General features: G+C 68.7%; 19 protein-coding genes. 8 read left to right on the plus strand and 11 right to left on the minus strand.

The features are described from left to right. Positions 1 to 7 precede the first annotated feature (7 nt). Together ACGFH6_RS25715 and ACGFH6_RS25720 are read right to left on the minus strand one after the other, a co-directional pair. Entirely contained in the window at positions 8 to 3,712 is a 3,705-nt protein-coding gene (locus ACGFH6_RS25715; protein ID WP_393388568.1) for a nitrate reductase subunit alpha, read from the minus strand. Beyond that, complete coding sequence (locus ACGFH6_RS25720) at positions 3,709 to 4,962, minus strand: MFS transporter (protein ID WP_393388571.1); 1,254 nt, start codon at positions 4,960 to 4,962, stop codon at positions 3,709 to 3,711. Before ACGFH6_RS25720 ends, ACGFH6_RS25715 begins: the two co-directional genes overlap by 4 nt. A 254-nt stretch (positions 4,963 to 5,216) precedes the next feature. Between ACGFH6_RS25720 and ACGFH6_RS25725 the strand changes: the two genes are divergently transcribed. Beyond that, the gene (locus ACGFH6_RS25725; protein ID WP_393388573.1) at positions 5,217 to 5,747 is read left to right on the plus strand and encodes a pyridoxamine 5'-phosphate oxidase family protein; all 531 of its coding nucleotides are present in this window, start codon (positions 5,217 to 5,219) and stop codon (positions 5,745 to 5,747) included. A gap of 18 nt (positions 5,748 to 5,765) precedes the next feature. Here the strand turns inward: ACGFH6_RS25725 and ACGFH6_RS25730 are convergent, their stop codons facing one another. Further along, complete coding sequence (locus ACGFH6_RS25730; RefSeq protein WP_393388576.1) at positions 5,766 to 5,957, minus strand: hypothetical protein; 192 nt, start codon at positions 5,955 to 5,957, stop codon at positions 5,766 to 5,768. Positions 5,958 to 6,114: 157 nt separating this feature from the next. On the opposite strand from ACGFH6_RS25730, the gene ACGFH6_RS25735 reads away from it, so the two are divergent. Next, positions 6,115 to 6,390 carry a DUF1876 domain-containing protein gene (locus tag ACGFH6_RS25735; protein ID WP_393388579.1) on the plus strand — a complete coding sequence of 92 codons (276 nt, stop codon included), beginning with the start codon at positions 6,115 to 6,117 and terminating at the stop codon, positions 6,388 to 6,390. 105 nt (positions 6,391 to 6,495) lie between these two features. On the opposite strand, the gene ACGFH6_RS25740 is transcribed toward ACGFH6_RS25735, so the two are convergent. The 3 genes from ACGFH6_RS25740 to ACGFH6_RS25750 all read right to left on the minus strand — a co-directional run bounded on the left by ACGFH6_RS25740 (position 6,496) and on the right by ACGFH6_RS25750 (position 8,515). Further along, positions 6,496 to 6,843 carry a hypothetical protein gene (locus ACGFH6_RS25740; protein ID WP_393388581.1) on the minus strand — a complete coding sequence of 116 codons (348 nt, stop codon included), beginning with the start codon at positions 6,841 to 6,843 and terminating at the stop codon, positions 6,496 to 6,498. A 131-nt stretch (positions 6,844 to 6,974) separates the two neighbouring features. After that, positions 6,975 to 7,613, minus strand: a complete 639-nt coding sequence (locus ACGFH6_RS25745) for a glycerophosphodiester phosphodiesterase (RefSeq protein WP_393388583.1) — start codon at positions 7,611 to 7,613, stop codon at positions 6,975 to 6,977. Beyond that, entirely contained in the window at positions 7,610 to 8,515 is a 906-nt protein-coding gene (locus ACGFH6_RS25750; RefSeq protein ID WP_393388585.1) for a hypothetical protein, read from the minus strand. Before ACGFH6_RS25750 ends, ACGFH6_RS25745 begins: the two co-directional genes overlap by 4 nt. A 206-nt stretch (positions 8,516 to 8,721) precedes the next feature. On the opposite strand from ACGFH6_RS25750, the gene ACGFH6_RS25755 reads away from it, so the two are divergent. After that, the gene (locus tag ACGFH6_RS25755; protein WP_393388588.1) at positions 8,722 to 9,531 is read left to right on the plus strand and encodes a phosphatase PAP2 family protein; all 810 of its coding nucleotides are present in this window, start codon (positions 8,722 to 8,724) and stop codon (positions 9,529 to 9,531) included. Between the two features lie 25 nt (positions 9,532 to 9,556). Beyond that, entirely contained in the window at positions 9,557 to 9,979 is a 423-nt protein-coding gene (locus tag ACGFH6_RS25760) for an Hsp20/alpha crystallin family protein (RefSeq protein WP_393388591.1), read from the plus strand. A 243-nt stretch (positions 9,980 to 10,222) separates the two neighbouring features. On the opposite strand, the gene ACGFH6_RS25765 is transcribed toward ACGFH6_RS25760, so the two are convergent. The 3 genes from ACGFH6_RS25765 to ACGFH6_RS25775 are packed head-to-tail and all read right to left on the minus strand — an operon-like array spanning position 10,223 to position 12,224. Beyond that, positions 10,223 to 10,627, minus strand: coding sequence for a hypothetical protein (locus tag ACGFH6_RS25765; protein ID WP_393388594.1), 405 nt, complete (start codon positions 10,625 to 10,627; stop codon positions 10,223 to 10,225). Between the two features lie 5 nt (positions 10,628 to 10,632). After that, positions 10,633 to 11,415 carry a universal stress protein gene (locus tag ACGFH6_RS25770; protein WP_393388595.1) on the minus strand — a complete coding sequence of 261 codons (783 nt, stop codon included), beginning with the start codon at positions 11,413 to 11,415 and terminating at the stop codon, positions 10,633 to 10,635. Continuing rightward, positions 11,412 to 12,224, minus strand: coding sequence for a 2-oxo acid dehydrogenase subunit E2 (locus ACGFH6_RS25775; protein WP_393388598.1), 813 nt, complete (start codon positions 12,222 to 12,224; stop codon positions 11,412 to 11,414). Before ACGFH6_RS25775 ends, ACGFH6_RS25770 begins: the two co-directional genes overlap by 4 nt. A 144-nt stretch (positions 12,225 to 12,368) precedes the next feature. Here ACGFH6_RS25775 and ACGFH6_RS25780 point away from each other — a divergent pair, with 144 nt between their 5' ends. Both ACGFH6_RS25780 and ACGFH6_RS25785 read left to right on the plus strand, forming a co-directional pair. Further along, positions 12,369 to 12,494: a hypothetical protein gene (locus tag ACGFH6_RS25780; protein ID WP_393388601.1), complete on the plus strand. Its 126-nt coding sequence runs from the start codon at positions 12,369 to 12,371 to the stop codon at positions 12,492 to 12,494. A gap of 19 nt (positions 12,495 to 12,513) precedes the next feature. Next, positions 12,514 to 13,494, plus strand: a complete 981-nt coding sequence (locus tag ACGFH6_RS25785; protein ID WP_393388604.1) for an Acg family FMN-binding oxidoreductase — start codon at positions 12,514 to 12,516, stop codon at positions 13,492 to 13,494. Positions 13,495 to 13,785: 291 nt separating this feature from the next. Here ACGFH6_RS25785 and ACGFH6_RS25790 read toward each other — a convergent pair whose 3' ends face one another. Further along, positions 13,786 to 14,085: a 2TM domain-containing protein gene (locus tag ACGFH6_RS25790; protein ID WP_393388607.1), complete on the minus strand. Its 300-nt coding sequence runs from the start codon at positions 14,083 to 14,085 to the stop codon at positions 13,786 to 13,788. A gap of 151 nt (positions 14,086 to 14,236) precedes the next feature. On the opposite strand from ACGFH6_RS25790, the gene ACGFH6_RS25795 reads away from it, so the two are divergent. Together ACGFH6_RS25795 and gap are read left to right on the plus strand one after the other, a co-directional pair. Beyond that, positions 14,237 to 15,688: a DUF4389 domain-containing protein gene (locus tag ACGFH6_RS25795; RefSeq protein ID WP_393388610.1), complete on the plus strand. Its 1,452-nt coding sequence runs from the start codon at positions 14,237 to 14,239 to the stop codon at positions 15,686 to 15,688. Between the two features lie 33 nt (positions 15,689 to 15,721). After that, a complete protein-coding gene (gene gap, locus ACGFH6_RS25800; RefSeq protein ID WP_393388613.1) occupies positions 15,722 to 16,729 on the plus strand; it encodes a type I glyceraldehyde-3-phosphate dehydrogenase in 1,008 nt (335 codons plus the stop codon). A gap of 66 nt (positions 16,730 to 16,795) precedes the next feature. Here the strand turns inward: gap and ACGFH6_RS25805 are convergent, their stop codons facing one another. Then, positions 16,796 to 17,599, minus strand: coding sequence for an ABC transporter permease subunit (locus ACGFH6_RS25805; RefSeq protein WP_393388616.1), 804 nt, complete (start codon positions 17,597 to 17,599; stop codon positions 16,796 to 16,798). Positions 17,600 to 17,602: the final 3 nt, after the last annotated feature.

Here is a 17,602-nt window from a genome sequence, read left to right on the forward strand (position 1 = left end):
CGGGGCATCAGTACGCCACCTCCTGCGAGCGCCGCCGGATCACGGTGACCTCGTCGCGCTGGTTCCCGGTCGGACCGAGATAGTTGAAGGCGAAGGACAGTTGGGCGTAGCCGCCGATCAGGTGCGTAGGTTTGATGAGCAACCGGGTCAGCGAGTTGTGGATGCCGCCGCGCTTCTTCGAGGCCTCGGCGATCGGTACGTCGATCAGCCGGTCCTGCGCGTGATGCATGTAGACGGTGCCCTCGGGCATCCGGTGCGAGACGATCGCGCGCGCCACGACGACGCCGTTGCGGTTGACCGCCTCGATCCAGTCGTTGTCGGCGATCCCGACCTTGGCAGCATCCTTGTCGCTCATCCAGATCGTCTGTCCGCCGCGTGACAGCGAGAGCATGAACAGGTTGTCCTGGTACTCCGAATGGATCGACCACTTGCTGTGCGGGGTCAGGTAGCGAACCGTCACGCCGTGCTCGGTCACCGACCCGATGGCGGGTTCGGCGAACAGCGCGCCCATGTCCAGTGGTGGGCGGTAGACCGGCAGGTTCTCGCCGAGCTCTGCCATCCAGTCGTGGTCGAGGAAGAAGTGCTGTCGTCCGGTCAGCGTGTGCCAGGGCTTGAGCCGCTCGACGTTGATGGTGAACGGCGAGTAGCGCCGGCCGCCGGTCTCCGAGCCGGACCATTCCGGTGACGTGATGACGGGCACAGGCGCGGCCTGGGTGTCCGCGAACGTGATGCGTTTGCCTTCGTTCTCGGCGGCCAGGTCGTGGAGCGGTTTGCCGACCCGGGTCTCCAGCGTCTTGAAACCCTCGGTGGCGAGGCGGCCGTTCGTCGTACCCGAGAGGGCCAGGATCGCTTCGCAGGCGTGGATGTCGCGGTGCAACGACGGCCGGCCGTCGGCCGGGCCGCCGCGGACTGCGCCGTTCTTCGCGCGCAGGTAGTCGACCGGCTCGGTCTCGTCGTACGTGACGCCCTTGGTCGTCGCGCCGAGCTTCTCCATCAGCGGGCCGAGCGCCGACATCTTGGCCGCCACAGCGCCGTAGTCGCGCTCGACCTCGACCAGCTTCGGCATCGTCACCCCCGGCACCGGTGCGCACTCACCCGCCTTCCAGTCCCTGACGACTCCGTGCGGGTTCGCCAGCTCGTCGGGGGTGTCGTGCAGGAGCGGTACGGCGACGACATCGCGGCGTACACCGAGATGCTGCTGGGCGAGTTCGCTGAACTTCTCCGCGATCGTCTGCCACGCATCCCAGTCGGTCCGGGTCTGCCAGGGTGGCGCGATAGCAGGGTTGAAGGAGTGGATGAACGGATGCATGTCGGTCGTGTTCAGGTCGTGCTTCTCGTACCACGTCGCCGCGGGCAGCACGACGTCTGAGAAGAGCGTCGTGCTGGTCTGCCGGAAGTCCAGCGTCAGCAGGAGATCCAGCTTCCCGCGCGGAGCCTCGTCATGCCATTCCACCTCCCGCGGACGGCTGCCCTCCGGGGCCTCTCCGGCTCGCAGTGACGAGCCCGCGCCGAGCAGGTGCTCGAGGAAGTACTCGTTGCCCTTGGCCGACGAGCCGAGCAGGTTGGCCCGCCAGACCGACAGGATGCGCGGGAAGTTCTCAGGAGAGTCCGGATCCTCACAGGCGAACCGGAGCGCGCCGGTCGTCAGCTGGTCGACGACATGGTCGGAGACCGGGCGTCCCGCGGCCCGCGCCTCGTCCGCGAGGTCGTGCGGATTGCGATTGAAGGTCGGGTACGACGGCATCCAGCCGAGCCGGGCGCTGAGCGCGATGAGGTCCGCGGTGGTCTTCCCGGCCAGTTGGCCCTGTCCCGTCTTCGCCGCCAATGTGTCCGCACCGAACGGGTCGTAGCGGAACTGGTCGGTGTGCAGGTACCAATAGGCCGTCTGGATCATCTGCCGTGGTGGCCGTGACCAGTCGAGTCCGAAAGCGAGCTGAGCCCAGCCGGTGATCGGACGGCACTTCTCCTGCCCGACGTAGTGAGCCCAGCCGCCGCCGTTCACCCCCTGACAGCCGGTCAGCGTGGTCAACGCCAGGAACGCACGATAGATGGTGTCGGAGTGGAACCAGTGGTTCGTGCCCGCGCCCATCACGATCATCGATCGTCCTCGCGAGTCCTCGGCGTTCTGCGCGAACTCGCGGGCGATGCGGGCAGCGGCTGCCGCCGGAACGCCGGTGATGCGCTCCTGCCACGCTGGTGTGTACGGCGCGTCGTCGTCGTACGAGGCCGGCCAGTCGCCGGGCAGACCGGGGCGGGCTACGCCGTACTGGGCGAGCATCAAGTCGTAGACGGTCGTGACGAGGTGCCCGCCGATCCGGCGTGCCGGGACGCCACGCATCAGGTCATCGGCCGACCCGTGGCCAGTGTCGAACCGCGGCAGCCGGAGCAGCACTGCCTCGGCCTGGTCACCGGCCATCGACAGGGCGGGATCGACCAGGCCCAGATCCAGGTTCCACTTGCCCTGACCGGCCTCCCCGAACCGGTGACCGAGCGATCCGTTCGGAACGACGGGCTCGGCGGTGACCGAGTCCAGCACCACGGTCTTGAAGTCGGCGTTCTCCTGTTCGAATCCGGGGAGATCGGCTGCGGTGAGAAACTTGCCGGGCCGGTAGCCGCCGTCGGCCACGTCGAGGCGGATCAGGTACGGCAGGTCGGTGTAGGCCTTGGTGTAACTGGTGAAGTACGGCGTTTGCCGGTCGACGAAGAACTCCTTCAGGATCACGTGTCCCATCGCCATCGCGAGCGCGCCGTCCGTGCCGGGGGCCGCAGGCAACCATTCGTCGGCGAACTTCACGTTGTCGGCGTAGTCCGGCGCCACCGCGACCACCTTCTGACCGCGGTACCGCGCCTCGGCCATCCAGTGCGCGTCCGGCGTCCGGGTGACCGGCAGGTTCGAGCCCCACATGATCAGGTAGCCGGCATCCCACCAGTCGCCGGACTCGGGTACGTCGGTCTGGTCCCCGAACACCTGTGGAGACGCGACCGGGAGATCGGCGTACCAGTCGTAGAACGACAGCATCGTGCCGCCGACCAGCGAGGTGAACCGGGCACCGGACGCGTGCGACACCATCGACATCGCGGGAATCGGCGAGAACCCGGCGATCCGGTCCGGCCCCCACTTCTTCAGCGTGTGTACGTAGGCCGCGGCGATCAGTTCGGTCGCCTCGTCCCAGCTCGCGCGAACCAGGCCGCCCTTGCCGCGTGCGGACTTGTACTGCGCGGCACGCCCGGGGTTGTCGACGATGTGAGCCCATGCGGCGACCGGATCACCGAGTTCCGCCTTGGCCTCCCGGTACATCTGCAGCAGTACGCCGCGGATGTAGGGATAGCGGATGCGCGTGGGCGAGTAGGTGTACCAGGAGAAGGCGGCGCCGCGCGGGCAGCCGCGAGGTTCGTACTCGGGCTTGTCGGGGCCGACCGAGGGATAGTCGGTCTGCTGGGTCTCCCAGGTGATGATGCCGTCCTTGACGTACACCTTCCACGAGCAGGAGCCGGTGCAGTTCACGCCGTGGGTGGAGCGCACGACTTTGTCATGACTCCAGCGATCCCGGTAGAAGTCGTCGGCGCCACGACCGCCGGTCTTGTACAGGGTGCGCAGATCGTCCGAGACCTCGCCCCTGGTGAAGTAGCGCCGCGTCCGGACCAGAGCTTCGCTGAGCCCTCCGTCCAGGCCGACATCCGAGCTGTCTTCCGAACGAGCCCCAGTGCTCATGCGCGTCCCTCGCTGGTCGCGGTGCGGTGCTCCTGGCTGGCCGGGCGGGCAGTCCTTCTCACGATGGTCACCGTCAGCAGCAGCGTCACGGCCGCGGTGACCGACAGCAACGTCAGACCGATGCCGTACGACTCGGTGCGGCCGTAGACGTAGCCCATGATCAGCGGTGGCACGAAGCCACCGAGGCCGCCGGCAGCGCCGACCAGGCCGGTCACCCCGCCGACGCGCGCCGGGTCGGTCACCTTGGCGACGAGTGCGAAGGTTGCCCCGCTCCCACCGCCGAGGGCGGCCGCCATGGACAGGAACGCGACAGTGCCGACGTGTTCGAGCAACGGAGTGGTGGCGGCGACGGCCGCGCCGGCGGCAACGATCGCGTAGCAGCCAGCGAGGACGGGCACCGGTCCGAACCGGTCCGACAGCCAGCCGCCGATCGGCCGCATCAGGACTGCGACGAGGACGAACCCCGCCATCCGGTTGGCAGCGTCGGCGGCGCTGAGGTCGTACGCGGTCTTCAGATACGACGGCAGGTAGACCGAGAAGGCCACATAGCCGCCGAAGGCAACGGCGTACAAGATGCAGGCCTGCCAGCTGATCGGCAGCTTGGCGTTGGCCACCAACCGGGTCACGAAGGAACCGTGCGCCGGGCGTCGGTTCGGCGCATCGCGAAGGACCAGCCAGGCCAGTACGGCGTACCCGGCCAGGGCACCGGCCGTGATCAGGAACGGGACGCGGTGCCCGGCGTTGCTGTAGAGCTTCACTGTGGTCAGTGCGCTGACCGCCGTACCGCCCATGCCGGCTCCGAAGATGCCGACCGCGAGACCTTTGCGCTCAGGCGGGAACCACGCACTCACGAACGGCACGCCGACCGCGAAGGCCGTGCCGCCGATGCCGAGGAAGAAGCCGCCGACCAGCAGGGCGCCGTACGAGTCGAGCGCGAACACGCCGATGAACAGGATCGGCAGGATCGTGGCCGCCGAGACCAACGGGAACATCACCCGGCCGCCGAACCGGTCGGTCAGGGCGCCGATCGGGATCCGCCCCAGCGAGCCGACCAGCACCGGTACGGCGACCAGCAGCGCGACGTCGGACTCCGACAGCCGACCGAGTGTGCCTTCGGTCCGGAACAACGGCCCGAGCGGGCTGAGCAGCGCCCACGCCCAGAAGTTGACCGCGAACCCCACGGTGGCGACGGCGAGCATGACCCAGGGCGCCCGCCGTGCCTGGTCCGCCGGCCGGCCGATCTCGTTCATCACAGGCTCCTCGCGCCGAAGTCGGGCTTCGATCGTCGCTCGCACGACGTGGACGGTCCAGGGTCATCGGTCCCGCGGGGCCACGCCGAAAGGCCCAGTGCGTGGGCTCTCAACGGCTGGCGTGCTGGAGGTCGTCCCGCCTACGGCGGTCAGGCCCGACGGCTGTGGTTCGAGTCCCGGGCACGGCCGGAGACTCGAAGTAGTCACAGGGAGGCTGCGCCGGCTGGGCGACTACTGAAGGCAGGAGAACGACGGTGAGCAGGACAGGTAGTCGGGTAGAGCAGAAGGTTGCGGTCGGCAACGGAGGTCGGCGGCGACCGAGCAAGGAAGAGATCTGGCGACAGATTGCCAAGGCGTCGTTCGCGGTGCTGAGCTACGTGACACCGAACGGTGAGCCTCGGTCGAGTGGGGTCATGTACACGAGCGGCCGGGGCAGGCTGTACGTCGCGGTCGCGCCGGACAGCTGGAAGGCGTTGCACATCCCGGCGACCGGCCAGGTCGCGGTCACGGTGCCGGTACGGCGTGGCGGTCTGATGGCTCTGCTGGCTCCGATCCCGCCGGCCACGATCAGCTTCCACGCCCGTGCCGTCGTTCACCCGTCCGGCCAGCGCTACATCACATCGCTGTTGCCGGAGCTGGCCAAGTTGGTCCCGGCTGAACGGTTGGCCGACTGCCGGATCGTGGAGATCTTCCCCGAGGGGCACTTCCTCACTTATGGCATCGGTACGTCGTTGCCGAGCATGCGGAGCCCGGCCGCCGCCCGAGCCCGAGTGCCGGTGAACTGAGCGCAGCTGCGTTCGGAGTCAGTGGGCCGCGCGCTGATTGGCCGGCTGCTTCGCGTCAGCTGCGTTGGCGCGGCGGTGGCGCTCCTTGTAGAGCTCGACGCCGAGGTAACGCAGCACGGCCTGCTCGAATCGGGACGATCCGACGGTCCGGCGGCTGGCCACGTTGCGTTGCGCGTCGCGCTGCGTGCGTACTTTGTCGATGTCTTTCATGGCCGACCTCCCTTCCTGCACCTACAGCACACGCCCGCTGGTGATCGCTCGGAAGGGCACAAGTTCCCGCCGCGGTGGACCCGACGGCCCTGGCGCGGACCCCGGCGCCTTCGGACCATGGACCTACAGGGGTCCATCGAGGGGAAGGGCGAGCATCATGACCGCGAGCAGGCACTGGAGCGTCGAGATCTTCATCGACGAGCACGAGGACGAGCGGACCACCCACGCGGAGGCCCGGCTGCACACGAACGACAAGACACAGCTGGTCGGCCGGGGTACCGCCCGCCGGAACCCGAACGACACCGACATCGCCGAGATCGGCGACGAGCTCGCCGTCGCGCGGGCGCTGTCCAACCTGGCTCACGAACTGCTGGACACCGCGGCGTCCGACATCGAACAGGTCACCCACGAACACATCCGCCTGCACAGCTGACCGCAGGCCCCGGGTGAGAGGCGTGTCGCCGCTGATGGCCGTGTCCATGACCCGGATGCCGTTGGTGTAGCACCCGGGTCACGGGATCGGTGGGCCGGGCAGGGGTCACTGGCGGCTGTCGCGGGATGGTGGGACGGGCTTCTCGGGGCGAGGGATCGAGACGATCGTCCAGACAACGGCGAACAGGATCACGAGGGTGAGGCGGAGGCCCTCGGACCAGTCGCTGGTCCACACGGCCGTGGCGAGCACCCAGGGAAAGAGCACCACCCAGACGAGGATCTCGAGCAGGAGCGGTAGGTCGCGGATCCAGGTGGCGACGTCGTCGATCCGGCCCGAGTTCAGCAGGACGAAGAACACGACCCACATTCCGGCCATCCAGGCGAACCATCCGTTCGAGCCGCGGGCGCGCCGGCGTACCCCGGATTCGGGACTGCGGGTTGATGGCTTGGACATGATGTCTCCCGTCAGCAGGTGTGCGGGACGGCGGCCGGCGCCGTCCTCACCCCGAGCATCTGCCCGCGGGAGAGCCGCCGGCGCGGGCCGATAGACCTCTTCGCGCGGGCCTTTCGAGAGTCCCGGTGCGATCAGTTGGCGACGAGGATGCTCAGGTTCTTCCCGATGACCGCGTCGACACCTAGACGGCGCGCCTCGGCCAGGGCGTCATCGGTGTCCACCGGCCAGGTGAAGACGACCTCGGCGCCACGCCGGAGCTCGGTCACGATCTCGGGGGTCAGAAGTCGCCGGTGCACGCAGACGCCGTACGCCGGTCGTCCGCGGAGCCGGGACCGTACCCGGCGGAGTCCGCGCCGGCTACCGGCCGACAGCACCAGCCGCACGTTTGTCAGGTCGCGAAAGGCGGACAGCATCCACCAGTGCTGTGTGCACACGGTGACCGTGCTGGTCGGCATGACCTCGGTCAGTACTGTCGCGAGGCGGGCGGCGAGCCGCGGATGAATCCCTTTCAGGTCGAGCAGCAGCCGGGGATCGCCGTCGACCGAGGCCAGCAGTTCGCGGATCTCGAGCAGCCGGACCTCCGTACGGCGGACCAACTCACCCCGATCCCACAGCCACCAAGGACCGAGCGTCTTGTGGTGCCGGATCTCGAGACGGCCCCGATACGCGTGCACGTCCGCCTCGACGAGGTCGGCGCCGAGCTCCAGGGCCGACCGGAGGGTTCCGGGATCGTTGCCGGCGCGATGTGCGACGACGAGTCGGCGGGTCATGCCGCCGTCGGCTCCGGTTCGGTGAACCAGCCGCGCCAGCGCAAGAACAGGAAGGTGCCGCCCAGCAGGAGCGCAGGAACCCAGTAGAGCAACGCGGTGAGCGCGACGGCGCCGAAAGCGGCCGTCCACGAGACGCCGATCGACGCCAGCCCGGCGACCAGGGCGCCGTCGCGTGGACTCGCACCGTGGACGCCGGGCAGCGCGCCGGCGATCTGGCTGGCTCCGAAGACCGCGATCAGTTGGAGCGGCGACACGGACCCGCCGACCGCGTCGATCGAGCCGACCAGCAGGCCGAGGATCGTGGCCTGATAACCGATCGACAGGACGACGCCGAGCGCGAACACCTTCGCCGACGGCCAGGGCCAGCGACCAGCCAGGAGCGGACGCCGACGCCGTACAACGAGCGCGCCGGCCAGTACCACGGCCGCGGCGCCGAGAGCGATCGCGACCACGGTCCATGGCAGTGTCACGCCGCTTACCACCACCGCGGCGACGAGCCCGACGGCACCGATGAATCGGTCCAGCGCAACCTCGGCGACGGCACTGGACCGCCGTACGCCGATCTTGTCCAGCCGGTGGACGCGCCACAGATCAGCCCCGGCGTGCCACGGTGAGATCAGGCCGAAGATCTCACTCTCCGCGTACGCGCGCAGATGCCACCGCCGCGGGCGGCCGCTGGTCGAGATCGCGTGCCAGCGCATCGGGCACAGCACGTACTTGCCGATCGCGAACGGCAGCAAGCCCACGACGGCGGGCAGCAGGGCCGTGTGCGGGACGCGCTCGACGTTCCACAGCGAGAGCGCCACGGCGGTCACGAGCGCCGCGGTGCGCGTGCCGCGATGGGTGACGATCGTGGTGGCACTGCGCGCGATCCGTGCGAGATGCCCCTGGCCCTTGTCCATGGCGGGGTTCCTTCCGGCCTCCGGCACGCGCTCACACCTGAGCCGTTCCGGCATTTCCCTTCGCTAGGACGATAACCGCCGCGCACGAGCCCCGCACCTCGAACGCCGCGGTGACCTTGGTCCCCGGCGCGCTGGGAGCTATGGCCCTGTCCGGTGCCCGTCGCGTCGGTGACGGTGGGGGAAAGGCTGTCGGGAGGGAGCGGCACATGGTCGCCGGGAGCGAGACATCGGTGCTGAGCACGGCCGACCGTGCACAACGGATCGCACACGAGGTGATCCTGATCGCCGCCGCCATCGTGCTGTACTTCGGTGTCCGAGGCGTGATCGCGACCAGGGTCGACGTCGCCTACCGCAACGCCGAGCACGTCATCGCCCTCGAGCGATCGGCCGGCGTCTTCGTCGAGCCGAAGCTGCAGGCAGCCGTTACCGCGCACGGGTGGATCGCGAACTCGGTGAGCTACATCTACATCTACGGGCACTGGCCTGTGCTCCTGACGACGTTGCTGTGGTTACTGATCCGGCATCGCGACGCGTACCGGACGTTCCGGAACGCGATGCTGATGTCCGGGGGGTTGGGCTTGGTGATCTTCGCCGTGTTCCCGGTCGCTCCGCCGCGCTTCCTGCCGGCGTACGGCTTCGTCGACACGGTCACGCAGCAGACCGAGGCCTACCGGGTGCTGCAGCCGCCGGCGTTCGTCAACCAGTACGCCGCCGTACCGAGTCTGCACTTCGGGTGGAACCTGCTGATGGGGATCGCGGTCGCCGGACTGGCCGGTCACCCGATCCTGCGTCTGTTCGGCTGGTTGATGCCCGTCCTGATGCTCGCCGCGATCGTCCTGACCGCCAACCACTACCTGTTCGACGGCCTCGTCGGCGGCGTCATCGCCCTCCTGAGCCTGCTCGCCGTCAGCCGGCTGGGCTCGGCCGGCCGGCGGCTGGGGCAGGGTCGAAGGGCTGCCCGGGCCAGGGCGTTGGGCCCTGCTGGGCAGGCGCCGCGCGAGGTGTGGTGGAGGTGACGAAGGGCAACGGAAAGGGGACATCATGACCACGCTCCAACACAGAGACAACCGGCGTCAGTTCGCGGAGCTGTTCGACTGGGCCGAGGGCTTGCCGGGCCTGTTCAACCTGCCCGCGACGATGCGGGGCGTCCGGATCGAGGAGTTCACCGACGACGACAAGTACGTCGTCCGGGCGGAGCTGCCCGGCCTGGATCCGGCCAAGGACATCAAGGTCGAGGTCGCGAACGGCGTACTGACCATCGCGGCGACTCGTCAACAGGAGGAGCACGACGGTGCCCGCTCGGAGTTCCACTACGGCACGCTCACCCGTCGGGTGCTCCTGCCGGACGGAGCCGACGAGAAGGCCGTCGTGGCCAGGTACACGGCCGGAATCCTCGAGGTGACCGTCCCGATCTCGGCGAAGTCCGCCGAGGCGCGCACTGTCACGATCGAGCACACCGACTGACTCCTGGCCGCCCGGCCTGGTGCGCCAGGCCGGGCCGCACACGACGGGGTGTGATGAGGCGGTTGGTGATTCGCGGGCTACGCAAAGCACCCCGCAGCGGCGCGGACCAACCGCCGGCCCCCGCTCGGTCCGTGCCGTTCTCTTCGCGCGCCCGTACGACGCGACACGTGGATGTCTTACCTGGTCAGAACGATCGCAGGCCCACCCGGACGCCGGATCGTCTTCATCTGAGCGCGGTGAGTGCTAGCGGCTGGTCCGGAAGGTGTGCCGGGCTGCGGGGAGTGCGAAGCACAGGGCTGGGACGGACCAGAGCCAGAAGCCCCAGCCGAAGGCCATCAGGGCGACGTGGAAGGCGATGACCACGAGGTAACCGGCGCGCGGGCTCTTGACCAGGAGTACGGCGATGGTCAGTTCGGCCACGGCGAGGAGCAAGGCCCACAGCGTCGGGTTGGCCATGAAGACGTTCTGCCAGCCGTGGTACACCCAGTCGAAGAGCGCTTCGTCGGCGAACGGGTGGTAAGACCGCGGGGTTGTCAGGGCCAGAACGAAGTGAATTACGGCTCCTGATCCGAACATCGCGACGAAACCCCAGCGGATCGCACGGTAGACAGCGGCCGAATCGGTGGTGGCGGCGGACTGGGTCGTCACGAGGATCAGCCTCCGATCGCGGCTGCGGGGATGATGGCGACCGGGCAGTCGGCGTGATGGAGCACGGTTTGGCTCACGGAGCCGATGAGCATGCCGGTGAAGCCGCCGCGGCCGCGGGCACCCAGGACGATCAGGTTGGCGTCGGCGGCGAGGCGGAGGATGTGTGCGGCGGGGTGGCCGGTGATCTGGATCAGTTCGGCATCGTGGGCACCGCGCGCCTGGACTGCCTCGCGTAGCTCGGTCTCCGTGATCCGGTGCAGCTCGGTGCCGGCGGGCTGGGCGGCGACGACGCGTACGGCGAGGTCGTGGCGGCGGGCGTAGTCCAGGCCGAAGTCGAGTGCGATCTGGCCAGCGGATGAGCCGTCGTACCCGATGACCACTCGGCTGCCGGCCTCAGAGCCGAGATCGGGGCGTACGACGACCACCGGGCAGCGGGCGTTCGCGGCGAGGTCGAGGCCGGTCGAGCCGACGAGTGCGCCGACCATCAGGCTGAGACCGCGGCTGCCGATCACCACCAGGTCCGCGTCACCGGACGCCTGCACCAGGATCGTGGACGGGGGGCCGTGCTCGATCCGTGGATCGAGGTCCACGCCGGGCGCCAGGTCACGGGCCAGGGCGACGGCCTTGTAGACGACGTCGCCGGCCTCAGAGGCTGAGCCGCCGGGAGGGATGGCAGTGATCAGTCGCAGCTGGGTGCGTAGTGAGGCGGCTTCGGCGGTCGCCCATCTGATCGCGACGTCCGCGGCCGGCGAGCCGTCGATGCCTACGACAACGGATTTGGCGGTCATGCTGATCTCCGTGACGCTGCGGGAAGGCCGATCTCCTCGGCTGCCATGAGCAGGCCCCTCAAGCGCGCGACGAAGCGGGCGGCGGGTGCGCCGTCGACGACGTCGTGGTCGAGGCTGATCGTCAGTTGCAGGAACTCACGTTCGACGAGCACGCCCTGGAACAGAATCGGACGCCGGGTGATGCCGCCGATGACGATGCTCAGTGTGTGCAGCTGGAACGCGATGCCCCAGCCGCCACCGGCGCCGAACATTCCGACCGCTGTCACGCCGACGGTTCCTGCCAGCGCCCGTTGGCGATGGGGCAAGCGATGCAGCATCCCGAGCAAGCGGACGCGCACGAAGCCGGGCAGGATCAGGTACGCGCGTGCCCACGGTGCCTTGCGGACCGACGGGCTGAGCTGGGGATCCGCCTTGACGTCGTGGATCTCGCGGTGCAACTCCTGCACGGTGCGGTGGCCGGCATCGCGCAGCACATGGGTGAACGCGAACGGACTCCCGTCCACGTCGACCTCGACGGGCAGGCCGACATCGACCTGGTCGAAGATCACGTCCCGGCCGCGAAGGTCGCGGTACGCCTGGACCGTGGGGTCGGCGGCGACCGCGCGCGCCACACAGGCGACGACGAACGCGGTGAACGAGAGGTCCTCACCGGTCGTCTCATGATGTCGTCGCAACGCTCCGCGGGCCGAGGTCACGTCGACTTCGAACAGTCCGTGGATGGCGTGGCGCCGTTGGGCGGCCCGGCCGGCGTCGATCACGAGTCGCCGGGCCCAGGGCACGGGCACGACCTTCGAATGCAGCTGATGCACGGTCCACCTCCCGGGCCGATCTGATCCGAGCATCCGTCACCCGGGCAGCCCTCCGCATCTGCCGATCGGTCCGAGTGGACGGGGCTTTAGGCCCTACGGGGGTCGATGGAGTCGGCGTTCGCTCGAAGGTGAGGGAGAACGATCGTGCGGTACATCGTACCCGGCAAGCAGGAAGTCGTCGGCGCGAACGATGTCATCAACCCGGCCGGGCAACGCCGTGTCCAGGATGCCGACCCTGGACGTCGACAAGGCACGCAGCGTGATGCCTAGGTCCACTGAGGTGAGAGCGATGCAGGAAACCATGCGGCCGAGGGCCGAGCCGACGGACGCGGATCGCGATGCGATGCTGCGGGCGGCGGTGGCGGCCCCGTCCATGCACAACACCCAGCCGTGGCGGTTCCGGTTCGCCGGCTGGGAGGTCGAGGTGTACCGGGATCGTGAGCGGGAGCTGCCCGCGGAGGATCCGTCCCGGCGGATGTTGTACGTCTCGCTGGGGGCCGCGATCTTCAATCTGCGGGTGGCAGCGGCGGCCCGCGGGATCGGCTCACAGGTCCGCCATCTGATGGACCAGCGCCGGCCCGACCTTGTGGCGGTGGTGGAACTCGACGCACCGCTGACCGGTGCGATGGCCGGCCTGGCGCCGTACATCCTGCAACGCCGGACGAACCGGGAGCCGTTCAGCGACGAACGGGTGCCGGACCAGGTCCGGGCAGAACTCGGTCTGCGTGCGCGGATCGAGGGAGCCGTCCTGCAGTGGCTCGATCGGCCGCCCGGGCAATGGTGGTTGCAGATGGCAACGAACGAGGCGATGGACGCGGACGACGAGGACCGCGGCCGCACGGCAGAGCGGCGCCGGTGGGTCGGGGGCGACCGCGCGGACGACGGCGTGCCGTCGAGTGCGCTCGGGCCCCGGATCGCGGGTGGCAATCCGGTCGTGCGCGATCTGGCGGCCACCGAGGCCGATGAGGCGAGACCGGTGGCGAACTTCGAGCGTGCACCACAGTTCGCGGTGCTGGCGACCCGGTACGACGGACCGATCGAGTGGCTCCGCGCCGGCCAGGCACTCGAGGGTGTGCTGCTGGAAGCAACCGCACAAGGGATCTCGACGTCGCTGCTCAACCAGGTGATCGAGCACGAGGGCCTGCGCTGGCAGATCAACGATCCCCTCGGACCCTGGCAGCGTCCCCAGGCCGTGATCCGCTTCGGCTACGGGCTCCCCGTCCCACCGACTCCCCGGCGCCCGATCGCCGACGTGCTGATCCGGGACTGACGGTTCGTCCAGGGACGGGTGGTCCGGGAGGTCGGGACCTTGGGCCCTGACCTCGCGGTGTGGAGTCGATGACTCTGGAGATGCAGGGGAACGACCGGCTCGCCGGGATCGGACCTTGGACAGGTGGCCACAGGCCACGAGATCCGCCGTCATCAAGACGGTTCCGATCCGGTGAGCCGGTCCTCTGCGTCCAGCCGGGACCTACAGGGGTTGTCATGATCGCCGGCTCGGGTTCGGGAAGTGACGGCGCGAAGGCCTGCCCCGGAGCGGGGCAGGCCTTCCGGACTGTTGTCACCTACGGCGGGCGATGCGGTCCATCGCGCCCCGGACCGCGGTCTCGCTCGGTTGCGGCCAGAACACGTCCCACGCGTGGAAGACGACTCCGATGCCCCAGCCGAACATCGGGAAGGCCGGCCAGAAGAATCCCGCACCGGTCAGGTACCAGATGACCACCAGGAAGGTGTTCACCGTCAGGTAGGCGAGGATGTGTCCCGCGAAGTCATGCCGCTTGCGGAGTTCCTCGACCGCCTGCTTGCGCAGCGTCTCGTCGTTGTCGGCCGGAACGGGCCGATCGACGACCTTCTCATCCATGACTGCCTCCTTGCTCATCACTTCCACCGTCTGCCGGTGCCGGCCGTCCGGTCAGGGCACCAAGCCGCGTCCTGAGCGGGACCTTCGGCTCTGCTGACCTCGCCGCGACAGCTCGAGGCTGGCAATGAGGGACGAGTGACGGGAGGACATGATGAGTACGACGACGTACCCGGTCCGGGTGGACGGAGCACTCGACGACCGGCTGAATCGCTGGCTGTGGCTGGTGAAGTGGGTGCTGGTGATCCCGCACCTGTTCGTCCTGGCGGTGCTGTGGATCGCGTTCGTGCTGCTGAGCTGCGCCGCGTTCTTCGCGATCCTGTTCACCGGGCGCTACCCACGCGGGATCTTCGACTTCAACGTCGGGGTACTGCGATGGACCTGGCGGGTCCAGTTCTATGCGTACGGCGCACTCGGCACCGACAAGTACCCGCCGTTCACGCTGCACGACGTTCCCGGTTATCCGGCGCATCTGGAGATCGCGTATCCGGAGCATCTGTCGCGCGGTCTGGTCCTGGTCAAATGGTGGCTGCTCGCGATTCCGCACTACCTCGTGGTCGGATTCTTCCTGGGTGGCGGGACCTGGTTCGCCGTGCAGACCGACAGGCAGGGGTGGAACTCCGGCCTGGTCGGCCTGCTGGTGCTGATCGGCGCTGTGGTCCTGTTGTTCAGCGGGCGCTATCCACGGCCGGTCTTCGACCTGGTGCTCGGCATGGATCGCTGGGCCTTGCGGGTCGCGGCGTACGCCGGGCTGATGGTCGACCAGTACCCGCCGTTCCGCCTGGACATGGGCGGTCACGACCCCGGTACGACGAAACTCGACCAGCCACCGCCGGAGAATCACCCGAGGCCGGTCGCGCCCTCGCCCTCGCCCTCGCCCTCGCGCGAGCCTGAGCTGCGGATGTCGGCCGGGCGGACCATCGCGTTGGTCGTGGGCACTGTGGTGTCGCTGGCGTCGCTCCTCGGGCTCACCGTCGGCGGAGCGCTGGTCTGGCTTGATCAGGCGCGCCGTGACTCGGCGGGCTTCGTGACCTCGGACAAAGTGACGCTGAGCACCAGCGGCTACGCACTGACGAGCGAGAAGCTGACGATCGATGCGGGAGCCGCGTCGGTGCCGCACCGTTGGTTCGGCGACGCCCGGGTACGTGTCCGGGCGGTGAGCGGCAGCCCGGTGTTCGTGGGCCTCGCCGCCACCACCGACGTACGCAGGTATCTGGCCGGTGTCGGGTACACGACGGTGAAGGCCGTTGGCCCGAACACGACGACGTACGACGACCATGCCGGTACGACACCGTCAACAGTGCCCACCGAGCTGAGGATCTGGCGGGTCCAGGCCTCCGGGCCGGGAGAGCAGACCATCACCTGGCCGATCGAGAACGGCGACTGGACGCTCGTGGTGATGCCGGCGGACGGCAGTAAGGAACTGAGCGTGCGGGCCGACGTCGGCGCCACCGCACCTGGGCTGCAGTGGCTGTGGATCGGGATCCTGACGAGCTCGGGTGTCTTCCTGCTGCTCGGCACGCTGACCGTTGCGTTGGCAGTCGTACGGCAGCCGAAGCCGGGACCTTCGACCCTCCCGACGACCCCTGGGCCACCGGTCGAATGAAAGGGACGGAGACAACCGACTGAGGGGTCGATCATGAGCGTACGGGTTGGGATCAACGGGTTCGGGCGAATCGGGCGCGATTACCTGCGGTGCGTGCTCGAGCGGACGTCGAGCGGCATCGAGGTGGTCGCGATCAACGACGTCGCCGCACCGTCGACCCTCGCGCATCTGCTGCGCTACGACTCGACGTACGGGCCCTTGAAGGTAGAGGTCGGCTACTCGGACGACTCGATCACGGTCGGCGGCCGGACCTTGCGTGCGACCGCCGAGCGTGATCCCGCCCGGCTCGACTGGGCCGGGGTCGGTGCCGACATCGTGATCGAGGCGACCGGCAAGTTCCGCACCCGCGAGACCACCGGTGCGCATCTCGCCGCCGGCGCCCGCAAGGTGATCCTGTCGGTGCCTGGCAAGGACGTCGACACGACGGTCGTGCTGGGCGTCAACGAGGACGACTACGACCCGGCGGTTCACCAGGTGATCTCGAACGCCTCGTGCACGACGAACTGCGTTGCGCCGATGGTGTCGGTGTTGCACCGGGCGTTCGGGATCGAGCGTGGACTGATGACGACGATCCACAGCTACACCAACGATCAGGTGCTGCTGGACTCGCCGCACAAGGACTTGCGTCGCGGTCGTTCCGGCGCCGTGAACCTGATCCCGACGAGTACGGGTGCTGCCCGTGCGGTCGGACTGGTGATCCCTGAGCTCGCGGGGAAGATCGACGGCGTCGCGGTGCGGGTCCCGGTCGAGGACGGCTCCCTGACCGACCTGACGGTGCAGCTGTCCGGGGTCGCAACGGTCGAGCAGGTCAACCAGGCCTTCGCAGATGCCGCGGCCGGTCCTCTCAAGGGGATTCTGCGCTACACCACGGATCCGATCGTGTCCCATGACATCATCGGTGACCCGGCGTCCTGCATCTTCGACGCCCCGTTGACGCAAGTCCAGGACCACCTGGTGAAGGTCTTCGGTTGGTACGACAACGAGTGGGGCTACACCAGCCGCCTCGTCGACCTGACCGAGCTCGTCGCCGCTTCGCTGTGACAAGACAGCCCTCCCGCTTCAGGTCGAACTGGATCCGGAGCAGGTGGGCGGTAAGTGTGGGCTGGATCAGCCGCCGTGTGCGGTTGAGATGTCGCGGCCGTCCAGGGCCGGGACGGCGATCGCGAGGAGGATGGCTGCGCCGGCGAGAAGCCAGAGGTAGCTGAGCTGGAAGCCGGCGCCGAGCGGTCCGCCGTTGAACGCCTGGTGGATGGGGGAGTAGGGCTGCCATGACTCGAAGCGCGGCAGGATGAGTCCGGCGGCGTAGACGACGTACGCGGCTGTTGCGGCGGCCGCGGCGATACCGATCGCGGCGGGTCGGCGACCGGTGACGGCTCCGGCGGCCAGCGCGAGTACGCCGTACTCCACGCCGAGCAGTGTCATCGCGAGGGCACCGCTCGCGGCCGCCTGCACGCTGATACCGACACCGAAGATCAGGCTGCCGAGCGTGGTTGCGACGAACAATGCGAACCCGAGGATCGTGATCGACAGCGCCAGTGCGAGCGCCTTGTCGGCGACGATCCGGAAGCCGGAGACAGGGGTGACCAGCAGCAGTTCGAGCGTTCCGCGTTCCTCTTCGCCGGCCAGGGCGCGGGCGCCGTGCCCGATGGCGTAGACCAGGAACAGCGCGGGCAGCATCAGGGTGAACAGTTCAGCGTTGAGGAATCCGGCGCCGGTCGTCATCGCGTCCAGGTTGAAGAACCGTCGCAGTTCCTCGGGGAACGACTGATAGAGCTCGGTGAGGTTCGGCATGTCCCGGACCGACGGCCACAGAGCGCTCTCGAGCAGCACGAGTGCCACGATCGCGATCGACCAGCCGATCAGGCCGCGGCGCGCGTCGTACATCGACTTCAGGAAGACGTTGCGGAACATGGC

Source organism: Kribbella sp. NPDC049227 (assembly GCF_043197265.1).
Lineage (GTDB): Bacteria > Actinomycetota > Actinomycetes > Propionibacteriales > Kribbellaceae > Kribbella.